This is a genomic window from Stenotrophomonas lacuserhaii (genome assembly GCF_014836545.1).
Classification (GTDB): Bacteria; Pseudomonadota; Gammaproteobacteria; order Xanthomonadales; family Xanthomonadaceae; genus Stenotrophomonas; species Stenotrophomonas lacuserhaii.
In genome coordinates this window covers 97,536-109,413 of record NZ_JACSQS010000009.1, presented here as the reverse complement: position 1 = coordinate 109,413, position 11,878 = coordinate 97,536, and the positions used below count along the sequence as shown (strand labels likewise).

10 protein-coding genes are annotated in these 11,878 nt (G+C 67.5%); 6 read left to right on the top strand and 4 right to left on the bottom strand.

All coding sequences use genetic code 11. The features are described from left to right. Positions 1–58 precede the first annotated feature (58 nt). The 3 genes from H9654_RS10500 to hemF all read left to right on the top strand — a co-directional run bounded on the left by H9654_RS10500 (position 59) and on the right by hemF (position 2,912). Complete coding sequence (locus H9654_RS10500) at positions 59–622, top strand: hypothetical protein (RefSeq protein WP_191770779.1); 564 nt, start codon at positions 59–61, stop codon at positions 620–622. A gap of 38 nt (positions 623–660) precedes the next feature. Beyond that, positions 661–1,944 (top strand): hypothetical protein, encoded by a 1,284-nt coding sequence (locus H9654_RS10495; protein WP_191770778.1) that lies wholly within the window; start codon positions 661–663, stop codon positions 1,942–1,944. A gap of 71 nt (positions 1,945–2,015) precedes the next feature. Then, complete coding sequence (gene hemF, locus H9654_RS10490; RefSeq protein WP_191770777.1) at positions 2,016–2,912, top strand: oxygen-dependent coproporphyrinogen oxidase; 897 nt, start codon at positions 2,016–2,018, stop codon at positions 2,910–2,912. A 290-nt stretch (positions 2,913–3,202) separates the two neighbouring features. Here hemF and polA read toward each other — a convergent pair whose 3' ends face one another. Further along, positions 3,203–5,980, bottom strand: a complete 2,778-nt coding sequence (gene polA / locus H9654_RS10485; RefSeq protein ID WP_191770776.1) for a DNA polymerase I — start codon at positions 5,978–5,980, stop codon at positions 3,203–3,205. Between the two features lie 87 nt (positions 5,981–6,067). Between polA and H9654_RS10480 the strand changes: the two genes are divergently transcribed. Both H9654_RS10480 and H9654_RS10475 read left to right on the top strand, forming a co-directional pair. Further along, complete coding sequence (locus H9654_RS10480; RefSeq protein WP_406833466.1) at positions 6,068–6,364, top strand: DUF2782 domain-containing protein; 297 nt, start codon at positions 6,068–6,070, stop codon at positions 6,362–6,364. A 16-nt stretch (positions 6,365–6,380) separates the two neighbouring features. Further along, entirely contained in the window at positions 6,381–6,623 is a 243-nt protein-coding gene (locus H9654_RS10475; RefSeq protein WP_101099425.1) for a hypothetical protein, read from the top strand. Positions 6,624–6,734: 111 nt separating this feature from the next. Here the strand turns inward: H9654_RS10475 and H9654_RS10470 are convergent, their stop codons facing one another. Beyond that, positions 6,735–7,181, bottom strand: coding sequence for a universal stress protein (locus tag H9654_RS10470; RefSeq protein WP_191770775.1), 447 nt, complete (start codon positions 7,179–7,181; stop codon positions 6,735–6,737). Between the two features lie 129 nt (positions 7,182–7,310). Here H9654_RS10470 and H9654_RS10465 point away from each other — a divergent pair, with 129 nt between their 5' ends. Beyond that, on the top strand, positions 7,311–8,024 hold the full coding sequence (locus H9654_RS10465; protein WP_191770774.1) for a ThuA domain-containing protein: 714 nt from the start codon (positions 7,311–7,313) through the stop codon (positions 8,022–8,024). A gap of 15 nt (positions 8,025–8,039) precedes the next feature. On the opposite strand, the gene H9654_RS10460 is transcribed toward H9654_RS10465, so the two are convergent. Both H9654_RS10460 and H9654_RS10455 read right to left on the bottom strand, forming a co-directional pair. After that, complete coding sequence (locus H9654_RS10460; protein WP_191770773.1) at positions 8,040–11,405, bottom strand: hypothetical protein; 3,366 nt, start codon at positions 11,403–11,405, stop codon at positions 8,040–8,042. A 134-nt stretch (positions 11,406–11,539) separates the two neighbouring features. Beyond that, positions 11,540–11,866, bottom strand: coding sequence for a low molecular weight protein tyrosine phosphatase family protein (locus H9654_RS10455; protein WP_191770772.1), 327 nt, complete (start codon positions 11,864–11,866; stop codon positions 11,540–11,542). Positions 11,867–11,878 lie beyond the last annotated feature (12 nt).

Here is an 11,878-nt window from a genome sequence, read left to right as displayed (position 1 = left end):
CGTGCCGATCCGCTCGGCACGATCGGTCTGGCGTTGCCTCCCCCTGCAAGGACACCGGATGTCACAGCTGCCTCCCACCCTGGCCCCCACCGGCCAGGCAAAACCACCGCGCACGGACTTCGTGCGCCCCATCGCGTTGACCACACTGCTGGTCTGCGCGGCCATGATCGTGTGGTTCCTGCTGCAGGCGCTGGTGGCCTGGCCGCTCGGCGCCAGCCAGCCCTGGCAGATGCTGGTCGAGCTGGCCGAGGAAAGCGGGTGGCCCGCCAGCCTGCGCTGGATGCTGGTCCACCCGGTGGCCACCAGCCTGCTGCTGGGCGCGGCCTGCGTGCCGTCGCTGGTCTCCAGCTGGGGCCTGTACAAGGGCACCCGCTGGGGCCTGCTGAGCTTCGTCTGGCTGCTGGTGATCACCGGCATCGGCAACATCGGCGTGGCGTGGTGGATGGATCGCGTGGCCGCCGTGTTGATCGGCATGCTCGGCGAGGCCGACGTGGTCGAGGCGCTCAATGCCCAGCGCATCCTGTTCACTGCCACCGTGCTCGGCAGCTGCGTGCTGTTCGCGGTGCTGCAGGGCTGGCTGGCATGGCGGCTGATGCGCCCGGACATCCGTTCGCGCTACTGACCTCCCCTCTCCTTCTTTACTTCCCCCCCGGAGTCTGCATGTCATCGATGACGTTGCCGCTGCGCGCGATCACCGCGCTTTTCTTTCTGTCCGCCACTGCCGTGGCCAGCGCACAGGACTGTGCTGTCTACGATGAGGCCACCTGTGGCAACCAGCTGTACAGCGCCGATGCAACGCGCCTGCAGCAGTGGTGTGAGCAGGGCACCGGCGTGGCCTGCAGCGGCCTGCTGCGCGAATGGGTCAGCGAGGCGCGTCAGGCCGACACCCGCGCCCCCAACGACGACCCGGACCTGCAGGAACCGGCAGTGTGCAAGGAAGCCGACCCCGCCTACGACGAACAGGCCTGCGAGGAGGCGGCCAAGGCGGCGCTTTCCAAGGCGATGGGCATGACGCTGACCGGAGTGTTCGACCAGCGTGAGATCGTGTTGCCGACGGCCCGGTTGGAGGCCCTGCAGGCATTGTGCGTGGCCCATCCGGACGGCGATTTCTGCCGCGAGGTCGCCGAGGAACAGTGGAAGGCCGGTGGCTTCGCGCAGGCCGTGGCGGCGTTGCAGCTCAGCTGCCGCAGCGGCGATGAGCGCGCCTGCGAGCTGCATGCCCCGCTGCAGGCGCTCGGTGGCGCGCCGCGGCCGCAGCCGGCCACCAGCGTGCCGTGCGGCGAGTACCGCAGCGAGGGCGGCCTGCTGGACACGCTGGACTTCGGCGACGGCGGTCTGGTTGGATTGGGGTTGGGCGCACAGGCGCGCGCGCGGCTGGAAGACGGCGCGATCCGGCTGCGCCACGACAAGGGCGGGGACTTCGTGTTCCAGACCCTGCCCGGCGGCCGCCTGGTCGGCATGGACGAGTGGACCCGGATGCGGGTTTTCCAGCGTGCCGGTGGCAAGGCGCAGTGTGCCGAAGCGGTGGTGTTCAACGTAGTGCCGCTGCCACGGGACTGCCCGCAGGCCGCCAGCGGGGACGGCGCCGCTGCCTGCTGCAAGGCCGGCAGCCTGCAGGGTTGCAACACACTGGGCAACCAGCAGGCCCTGGCCGGCGATTGGGTGAAGGCCGCCGGCAGCTACCTGCAGGTATGCCGCGCGGGCGTGCGCGAAGGCTGCGAGAACCTGGCCAGTGCACAGGAAAACAGCGCCGAGGTGGATGCGCGGGGGCAGTTGCAGCAGCTGTGCGAGGCCGACCGCAGCGGCCGTCACGTGGCCTGCGATGTGGTGGCCACCCGCAACTGGACACTGATGGAACTGGGCCGGGCGCTGCAGGACGCCGCCGAGGAGAGCAGCAAAGACGACGCGCCGGCACCGTCGCGCACGCGCAACCACAAGCGCTGATGGCATCGGCCGAGCGTGGCTCGGCGCTTCCAGCGCTGCAGCGGGCGGCGGGCACCGGCTAAACTGCACGCATGAACCAGTTCGACCGCGTCCGCGCTTACCTCACCGACCTGCAGGACCGCATCTGCGCCGCCATCGAAGGCGCAGACGGCCAGGCCCGCTTCCAGGAAGACCTGTGGCAGCGCGCCGAAGGCGGCGGCGGGCGCACCCGCATCCTGCGCGACGGCGCCGTGTTCGAGCAGGCAGGCATCGGCTTTTCCGACGTGGCCGGCAGCCGTCTGCCGCCTTCGGCCTCGGCCAACCGGCCGGAGCTGGCGGGCGCCTCGTGGCGTGCCACCGGGGTGTCCCTGGTGTTCCACCCGCTCAATCCGCAGGTGCCCACCACCCATGCCAACGTGCGCTTCTTCCAGGCCGAACGGGACGGACAGGTGGTGGCCAGCTGGTTCGGCGGCGGCTTCGACCTGACCCCGTTCTACCCCTTCGATGAAGACGTGCGGCACTGGCACCAGACCGCGCATGACCTGTGCGCGCCGTTCGGCGCCGAGCGCTATCCGGCGCACAAGCGCTGGTGCGATGAGTACTTCTTCCTGCGCCACCGCAACGAGACGCGCGGCGTGGGCGGGTTGTTCTTCGATGACCTGCATGGCGATTTCGAGCGCGACTTCGACTACCTGCGTGCGGTCGGCGATGGCTTCCTGGATGCCTACCTGCCGATCGTGGCGCGGCGCAAGGACGACCCGTACGGCGAGGCCGAGCGCGAGTTCCAGCTGTACCGGCGCGGCCGCTACGTGGAGTTCAACCTGGTCTACGACCGCGGCACCCTGTTCGGCCTGCAGAGCGGCGGCCGCAGCGAGAGCATCCTGATGAGCCTGCCACCCCGCGTGCGCTGGGAGTATGGCTTCCAGCCCGAATCCGGCAGCGCCGAAGCGCGACTGGCCGATTACCTGGTGCCGCGCGACTGGCTGTAACGGCGAGGCCCTGCAGACGCCCCAAATAAAAAGCCCCGCTGACCAGGGGGAGGTCAACGGGGCCGGGGAACGGGTGCTTGGGGAGGAGCCCCCGTTCCGAGATCTGCTCCAGGGGATGGGAGAGATCCACAACAGGCGTTGCGCCTGTTGGAGCCTATGGAAGCACTTCGAACATTGATGAATCGTGAAGGCGGCCCATTTAGCCAACCACACCCATCAGAATATTCATCATTTAGTCAGCTAAATCCGTTCGATTAACCCATTCAGCGGCGTAAGGCGCCGAACTCGACTCAATGGGCTTCGTCCCAGTTGTGACCGTGTCCGGTATCGACCACCAGCGGCACCTTCAACTGTGCCGCTTGCGACATATGGAGGACCACCGCCGTACGCAGCTCGTCGATGTACCCGGCCTCGCACTCGAACACCAGTTCATCGTGCACCTGCAGGATCATTCTGGCCGGCGCCGCAGACGCCTTCAGCCAGCCGTCCACGTCCACCATCGCCCGCTTGATGATGTCGGCCGCGGTGCCCTGCATCGGTGCATTGATGGCCGCCCGTTCCGCGCCGGCACGCAGGCCCTGGTTGCGCGCGTTGATGTCGTTCAGATACAGGCGCCGGCCGAACAGGGTTTCCACGTAGCCCTGCTCGCGTGCCTGCTGGCGCATGCGATCCATGAAATCGCGCACGCCGGGATACCGGCTGAAATACAGCGCAACGTAATCCTGTGCCTGGCCGCGGTCGATGCCCAGGTTGCGTGCCAGGCCGAATGCGCTCATGCCGTACATCAGGCCGAAGTTGATCGCCTTGGCGGCGCGGCGTTCGTTGCTGGTCACCTCGTCCAGGCTGCGCCCGAACACTTCGGCGGCGGTGGCGCGGTGCACGTCCGCGCCCTGTTCGAAGGCACGCACCAGCCCGGGATCTTCGGACAGGTGGGCCATGATCCGCAGTTCGATCTGCGAGTAGTCCGCGGCCAGCAGCAGCTTGCCCTCCGGTGCGACGAAGGCACGGCGGATGCGGCGGCCGTCGTCGGTGCGGATCGGGATGTTCTGCAGGTTCGGATCGGACGAGGACAGCCGCCCGGTGGCCGCACCGGACTGGTGGTAGCTGGTGTGCACCCGGCCGGTATCGGCGTTGACCATCTCCGGCAGCTTGTCGGTGTAGGTGCTGCGCAGCTTGGCCAGGCCACGGTAGTCCAGGATCACCCGCGGCAGCTCGTGCTGTTCGGCGATCGCTTCGAGCGCTTCTTCATTGGTGCTCGGCTGGCCCTTCGGCGTCTTCACCAGGGCCGGCAGCTTGAGTTCGTCGAACAGCACCGCCTGCAGCTGCTTGGGCGAATCCAGGTTGAAGCTGCGCCCGGCCAGTTCGGTGGCCTTCTGCTGCGCAGCCAGCATGCGGGTGGACAGGTCCTGGCTCTGGCGGCGTAGTTCGGCCACGTCCACCTGCACGCCATTGGCTTCGATGCTGGCCAGCACCGGTACCAACGGCATTTCGATTTCCCGGTACACCTGGTCCAGCGACGGCAGCGCCAGCAACTGGGGCGCCAGCGCGCGATGCAGCCGCAGGGTCACATCGGCATCTTCAGCAGCGTAGCGGCTGGCCTCGTCGATGCCCACCTGAGAGAAGGAAATCTGCTTGGCGCCCTTGCCGGCCACGTCCTCGAACTTGATCGTGGTGTAGCCGAGGTAGCGCTGCGCCAGCGAATCCATGTCATGCCGGGTGGCCGTGGAGTTCAGCACGAAGCTTTCCAGCATGGTGTCGTCGTGGTATCCACGCACCTCGATGCCATGCCGGCGCAACACGTGCAGGTCGTACTTTCCGTGCTGGCCGAGCTTCTTCTTCGCCGGGTCTTCCAGCACCGGGCGCAGCGCATCCAGCACCTGCTGCATCGGCAGCTGGGCCGGCGCGCCGGGGTAATCATGGTTGAGTGGAATGTAGGCCGCCTTGCCCGGCTCCACCGCCAGGCTGATGCCCACCAGCCGTGCCCGCATGGCATCCAGCGCATCGGTTTCGGTATCGAAACTGACCAGGTCGGCCTGCTGCAGCCGCTCGATCCAGGCCTGCAGCTGGGCCGGCTCCAGCACGGTCTCGTATTGGCCCGGCAACGACAGGGACGGATCCAGGGTGGCCACCGGCGCCTCTTCGCCGCCGCCACGGGCAAAGCCAGCCGCCGTCCCGCGCAGGCTCGGAACCGCCTCGCTGGCCAGGTTCGGGGCCAGCCCCGCGCTGCCTTCCAGTTCCTTCAGCGCCTGGGTGAAGCCGTACCGTGCATACAGTTCGCGCAGTGCCTCGACGTTGCGCTCGCGCAGCGGCAGGTCCTGCGGCCCGGCTTCAAGGGCCACGTCGGTACGGATGGTCACCAGCTCGCGGTTCAGCGGCAGCCGCTCCAGCGCTGCGCGCAGGTTCTCGCCGATCTTGCCTTTCATGGTCGGCGCGGCGGCGATCACACCGTCCAGGTGCTGGTACTCGCCCAGCCACTTGGCGGCGGTCTTGGGGCCACATTTCTCGACGCCCGGCACGTTGTCCACGGAGTCGCCCATCAGGGCCAGCAGGTCGACGATCTGGTCGGCACGCACGCCGAACTTTTCCATCACCGCAGCATCTGAATCCATCCGGCTGCCGGTCATGGTGTTGACCAGTTCGATGCCCGGCCGCACCAGCTGGGCGAAGTCCTTGTCCCCGGTGGAGATGGTCACGCTGAGGTCGCGCGCCACGCCCTGCAGGGCCAGCGTACCGATCACATCGTCGGCTTCCACGCCGGAAACGCGCAGGATGCTGATGCCCAGCGCGTCGACGATGCGGCACATCGGTTCGACCTGGCTGCGCAGCTCGTCCGGCATCGGCGGGCGGTTGGCCTTGTACTGGTCATACAGGTCGTCACGGAAGGTCCTGCCCGGCGCATCGACCACGAACGCCACGTAGGCCGGGCGCTCCTTCAGCGTTGCGCGCAGCATGTTGACCACGCCGAACAACGCACCGGTCGGTTCACCCTGCGGATTGGACAGCGGCGGCAGCGCGTGGAACGCGCGATACAGGTAACTGGACCCGTCGATAAGGACTAATCTGCTCATGCGACGATTCTACGCGCCCCGCGCCTGCACGTCGGTCACGCCAGCTGGGGCATAATCCCTGACACACCCGGCCAAGGACTCCTGCCCATGAAACCCATGATGCTCGCCGCGCCGTTGCTGCTGGCCCTGCTGCTGGCCGGCTGCGCGACCCCCGGTGGCGCCGGTGCACCGCCGGTCGATGTGGCCGGTGCCGACATCGCCAAGCGCACGCTGGACAACGGCGACGTGCTGGAGGAATACCGCGTGGCAGGCCAGCTGCGCATGGTCAAGGTGACCCCGGTGCGCGGTGCCCCCTATTTCATCTACGACCAGAACGGCGATGGCCGCATGGATAATTCCAAGGACGGCGTGTCGCCGGTGTACTGGAAGCTCTACAGCTGGTGATGCACGTTCTTTCGAAATGAGCAACGTAGAACGCCGTAACCTGCCGATCGACCAGGCCGCCCTTCGCCAGGGGCTGACTGCCGAGCAGCTGTCCGCCGTGCAGACCCTGGAACATTTCGGCTGGCAGCTGCGCTTCGTGCGGCGGCCGCTGTTCCGCGATCCGATCCCGGTGCTGTTCGACCGCAGTGGCGAGCGCTACGTGGTGCTGCAGGCCGATGGCAGCCTGGACGAATCGCAGACCCTGAAGCTGCGCGACTGAGCGTGGCGGCTGGCGCAACGTGACGACCAACGGTCGTCACCCACCAGGGCAGAAGACGGCGCCGGCCGCTTCCTGCGACCGACGCCGGGTCCCCTCCCCGGGAACGCTGTCTCAGCGGATGACCAGCACCGGTATGCTGCTGCGCGCGAGCACTTCAGCGGTCTGGCTGCCCAGCAGCACGCGGGTCATGCCGCGCCGGCCATGCGAGGTCATCACGATAAGGTCCGAACTGCGCTCGCCGGCCACGTCGATCACACCGTCGGCCGCATAGCGGTCCAGCACGTGCACGCCGTTGGCCCGCACGCCCTGCGCCTGCGCAGTGGCCAGCGCGGGCTGCAGGATCTTCTGCGCTGACTCTTCGCGGTCGGCCTTGTATTCCGGGCTGTTCATGTAGCCGACGCTCCAGCCCATGGCGTCATACATGCCAACGGCCCAAGGCTCGGATACGGTAACGATATCGACCTCCGCGTCCAGGTCCTTGGCCAGCTCCAGACCCTTCATCAGGCCTTTTTCCGACAGTTCGGACCCGTCGGTGGCAATCAGGATGCGCTTGTACATGGCCGGGCTCCTTGGTGATCCGCCGTGTGGGAACAGGAGCATTACATACCCCGCGTGCAGGCCGCGCCTTGAGCACGATCAATGCAGTGCAGCATGGCGCAGCGGGCGGTGCGTGCCAGAATCGGCCGCATGCGCGCTCTCATCTCCTGCTGCCTGGCCCTGTTGCTGCTCCCCTGGCCGGCCTATGCCGACGATGCGATCCTGGTTTTCACCCGGACCGCCAAGTTCCGCCACGACTCCATTCCGGTAGCCGTGGAAACGCTGGGCTCGCTGGCCGCCGAGCAGGGACTGCGGGTGGTGCATGGCGAAGACAGCGGCGTATTCACTGCTGAAGGGCTGTCAGCCTTTCGCGCCGTGGTGTTCGCCAACACCACCGGTGACGTACTGGATGAGCCGCAGCAGGCCGCGCTCCAGGCTTTCATCGAAGGAGGCGGAGGTTTCCTCGGCCTGCATTCTGCGGCCGATACCGAATACGACTGGCCGTTCTATGGCGAACTGGTCGGTGCCTGGTTCCACAAGCATCCACCCGGCCTGCAGACTGCGCGGGTGACGCTGCATGGCGGGGGCGATGACGGCGTGCAGTGGCCGATCACCGATGAACTCTACAACTACCGACGCAATCCGCGACCCTGGGTGCAGGTGCTGGCCACCGTGGATGAAGCAGGCTACGAAGGCGGCACGATGGGCGATGACCATCCCATCACCTGGTGCCGGCCGATGGGCCGCGGCCGAAGCTGGTATACCGGCTTGGGCCACGATGCGGCGGTGTACGCCGATCCCGATGTGCGTGCGCTGCTGCGGCGTGGGTTGGCCTATGCCGCGGGCACGAGCCCGCACTGCTGACCGACGACCCGCGGATCATCGGGTCGTGCTGCCGGACGTCCCGCTGCGGGGGTCGACGTACTCCCGGGTGCGTTGCCGCCCGGCGCGGGAGCGAGGGGCTGTTTCTCCGCGTGGGGAGCTTTCCCTGAGCGCATCCAGACGTGCCTGAAGCGGTGCATTCAAGCGATCTTCCCTGAGCGCGCCGGCACGCTGCTCTATCTGCCGCTGTGTCTGCCGGGAGGACGAGGACGCGGCACCGGGCGGCGGCGGTGCGCGAAGAATGGCGAGGCGTGTCTCCACCTCATTTTTGAATTGGCGGCTGTGGACGATCGCATCACGCGTGGCACGCGCCGAAGCTTCCTTCGCGGCCTTTTCACCTGCACGCCGCTCTGCCTCTCTACGCGCGGTGGCCTGGGCCTGCGCACTGGCCTGCGAGCTGGCGGCAAGAGCCGCGGCGTGCGTGGCCTTCCCAGCCGCGCTGGTGGATGCGCGCTGAGCGGATTCACCGGCCTTGCTGCGTGCCTGCTGTTCGGCTCTCACGCGTGCCTCTGCCTGTGCATCCGCCTGGGCCTTGGCCGCTGCACGGCCGGCCATGTCACCGGCCGTGGCAGTCGCGTGCTGCTGCGCGCGTTGGTCGATGCCCGCTGCATCCAGGGCATCATCATCGCTGCCCCCGGCATCGCGCACCATGTTGCTGATGTCGATTTCAATCTCTGCAGCACACTGCTTGAGCAGCTGACGCCGGTCCGCCAGCGATAGTCCAGGCTGCGCCAGCACCGCCTTCGTGTAGCGCCGCTCACCGGCCTGGATCCAGGCCTCGGCATCGGCCTTGCGCAGCTTCCTCATCCGAATCCAGTAGTCCTCCAGCGCGTCGTGCTGGAGCTCCTTGATCATCGTGGGCGGTGCAGGCGTATTGCGTGGAAGCCGGTGTTTTTCCGTGGCGTCCTTCCAGGCGCCTTCCACGCTGGCGTGGACAAGCGTCTTCAGCGCCTTGTCCTCGGCAGCGGTGGTCAGCTTCATGTGCAGTTTCTCACGCATGACGGGCAGCTCCAGTTCGATCATGCGGCGGGCACCATACGCAGCTTGCACATGCTGCACCAGAGCGCGCAGCGGCAGCGCGGACAGCTGCTGCGCCTCCGCTGCGACCCTGATCGGTTCGTCACCGCGGCGCGGCTCGTAGGACACCTTCTTGACCGCCCAGCTGCGCAACGACCTCAAGCGGATGTATTCCGCGTTGCCTGGCAACAGATCGGCCTGTTGCAGGCGCTGGTCCCACGCGGTCGATGCGCCTGATGCCGCCAACGCGGCGTAATAGTTGGGATAGCCCTTCTCCTTCGCCGCCAGCAGGCCCGCGCGCAGCATCAGGGGGGTGATCTCCGGCGATCTGGCCAGCAGGGTCTCCAGCAGCTCGATGAAAGCCATCCCGAGCGCGGGGTCACGATGGGCATGCGCGCCGACGTTGGGCGAATAGGCAGCTCCTTCGAACGGTTCCAACAGGCGGTGCGTGACCTGCGTGGCGGCGAGATGGCCGGATTCCACCAGGCGGTTCACCAGCAACAGCCAATCGCGGTTTGCCTCGAAGCTCGCGCGCCCCATCGCACCCGACCCTGGACCCAGGCCCAGGTCCTTCAACAGCTCCCCGAATACCGTTGGGGACAACAGTTCCTCGCCGATCGCGCGGACGTCCGCCTCCATGTTGGTGTCCAGGGCGACGGCCAGCCGTCGATTGCAGTCATGCAGCTGCTGCAGCGTCCTGATCCGTGCCGTGGCGGCATTGGGGGCGTGCGCCGTGGCGTCACCCATCACAGAAGCAATGTCGCCGTCCATCAGCATCTGATGCCCGGCGTGCAGGGCGTTGATGTGTTCCTGCAGAGCCATGGGGCCGGCATCACCGCCCAGGGCAGCGCCGATGCCGTCCAGCATCTGCTGCCGGACCCGCGCGGCGCGCTCGGGGTCGGCGCTGATCCAGTCGCGGATCTGCGCTGGCGCATACTGCGCCAGCAGGGCCTGCCGGCGCTGCACCAGGGTGCCGGCCATCCGTGCGGCGTCCGGCCAGTGGCCTTCCGGCGCGCCAGCGGGAACCTGCCATCCTGCGTCGACGACCGCATGTACGGTCATTGCAGGAACCAGCGCGAGCCGATAACCCATTTCAGCCATCGCATCGGCAATGGCCGGGTCGGGCGCGGCGGGCGCACGCATGAGCTCGGCAACGCTCTCCGACTGGAATCCATAGGGCCAGCCCAGCGTGTCATGCAACCGGCCGGGATCTGCCCCCATGGCGTCGAACTCCGCAGCGTTCTCAACGAAGGCATCCGGTATCGGATACAGCGAGGCGGGCCGCTGCAGCATGGCGATATCGCCACTGGCCTGCTTGGGCAGCATCACCCTGCGCGCATCGAGCGTGGCGAATCCAAGCGGCCCGCACGAACCGAAATCCACGGTCATCGCCACGGGCTGTCCATCGCGCTCGGCGTAGCCGAAGTTCTCCATCCGGAAGTTCAGATGATCCCAGTTGCCGAGCCATCGCGAGGCGATGAAATGGCGGACCTGGTCGCTGCGCACTGCGGTCGGCAGCAAGCGGTTCATCGCCTCCAGCGCATCGAATCGTTGCCTGTCGGCCGCTGCGTGTTCGGCCTGCAGTCCAGCGTCCTGCACCTGCCAGAAGTACTCGACCCCGGCGCGCTGCAGCACCGCATCGCAGGTCGAAACAGCCGCTGCATGGTCGCTGCGCAGCTGGGCGTAGCGCATCCTGGCCCCTTCATCGCCTGCGCCGGCCAAGGCTTCGGCAGCCGGCGTGGCAAGGAAGCTGCCAAGGTCCTTGAAGCTGGGTTCGTAGCGCGAAGCAAAGCGCTGGCTGTCGCCCGGCAGCGAGGCGTCGGCTGCCATCACGCGCGCGTCCGGCGCGGCCAGGCCGGTAAGCTGGAACACGCGGGACAGGCTGGCCTCCATCGCACTGAGCCCGGTGTCCCCGGTTTCCTTCACCCTCCAGTCTGCGCCATCGAGGCAGACCAGCGCGGCGGGACGGCTGCCGGCGCCGGTCCATGCGCGGGCCGCTGCCGGGCCTGGGCCGTCACCTCCCGCATCGGAATCTGCGTGCCGGCCCGCCCCCATATCTCCGCTGTCCAACGCCTGCCGCACTCCGTCCATCGTGTGGAACAGGGCGCGCAGCGTGGTCGTCTGCCGCATCGCATCGGCTGCTCCAGCGACGGGCGGGCAGTCCTCCGCCGACACCCGCTGCGGGCCTGAGGGCGCAGAGAGACGGCGCTCGCGCAACGGGGCGGTGTTGCTGACCAGCAGGCTGCCGAGGGTGGACGCTGAGGCGCGTCCCTGCACGGGGCCGGATAGATGCCGCCCGCGGATCACTGCGGGCGTTGCCTGCGACGAGGAGCCAGCAACGGGCATGCGCCTTCCTTCATTGAACAAGAAGGAAATACTGCTTCCAGCCATAGATGCGGGCTTTCATAAATACGGCACTGGTCAGCATGACACCGTCCTCCCCCAGCTGGACTGGGATGCCGTACGCCCACGCCGGCCACTCAGCGCAGGTGCGGACTGACCTTGCGCTTGAGCAGCTCGACCAGCGCCGGGTCCATGTAGTCGTAGTCATCCGGGATATCCAGGCACACCACGCGCTTGCCGTTCAACCAAGGGGCGAAGCGTGCCGACAACCGCGTGCGGTGCGCGCGCTCCATCACGAACACCAGATCGGCCCATTCCAGCAGCTCAGGCCCCAGCAGTTCATCCGCATCGGCCAGCAACCCGGCCGACGCGGTTTCAATGCCAGGCCAGTCGGCGAACACCTGCTCGGCCGTCGGGCTGCGCAGGCGGTTCTGGCTGCACAGGAACAGCACGTGGCGGGACATGGCGTGCGCTGC